The following is a 403-nucleotide window of genomic DNA, read 5'->3' as shown; positions in this document are numbered from 1 at the left end:
GCAAAAGGTCAACAGACCCTAGAGGTTTAGCTCCATCTTATAATCATCCATGACATAACCACCCCCAATGTCAGCGACGATCTCTTCTGTTATTTCAAAGCCGATGCGCTGATAGGCAGCAATGGAGTGGGCATTGTATTTATTGACGGTGAGAAAGATCTTATTCAAATTGTTCGACTTGGCTAAGTCCTTGATAAAGCTAATTGATACCGCGCCAATTCCATTGCCTCGCTCACTAGACAGCACGTAAATCTTGCTTAAAAACAGTTGCTCTGGTTGTAGCTTTACGCCCACATAGCCCGCAGGTTTACCGTCTTTGTGAATGAGGTAATAGTGAATATTGCTGTCTTTTACTTCAGTAGCGATTGTCGCAGGAGAGTGGATGTGAGTGAGCATATAGTGC

At 43.9% G+C, this 403-nt stretch carries 1 protein-coding gene; it reads right to left on the bottom strand.

The window, feature by feature from the left end; all coding sequences use genetic code 11:
* Window positions 1-18: 18 nt before the first annotated feature.
* Window positions 19-403: GNAT family N-acetyltransferase (locus AB4585_RS26470; protein ID WP_372171727.1), on the bottom strand; the 385-nt coding region annotated here is incomplete at its 5' end.

Source organism: Vibrio sp. 10N.222.49.C9 (genome assembly GCF_041474985.1).
GTDB classification, from domain to species: domain Bacteria; phylum Pseudomonadota; class Gammaproteobacteria; order Enterobacterales; family Vibrionaceae; genus Vibrio; species Vibrio crassostreae_C.
The sequence above is the reverse complement of the archived record's forward strand: the minus strand, read 5'-3'. Positions and strand labels throughout refer to the sequence as shown.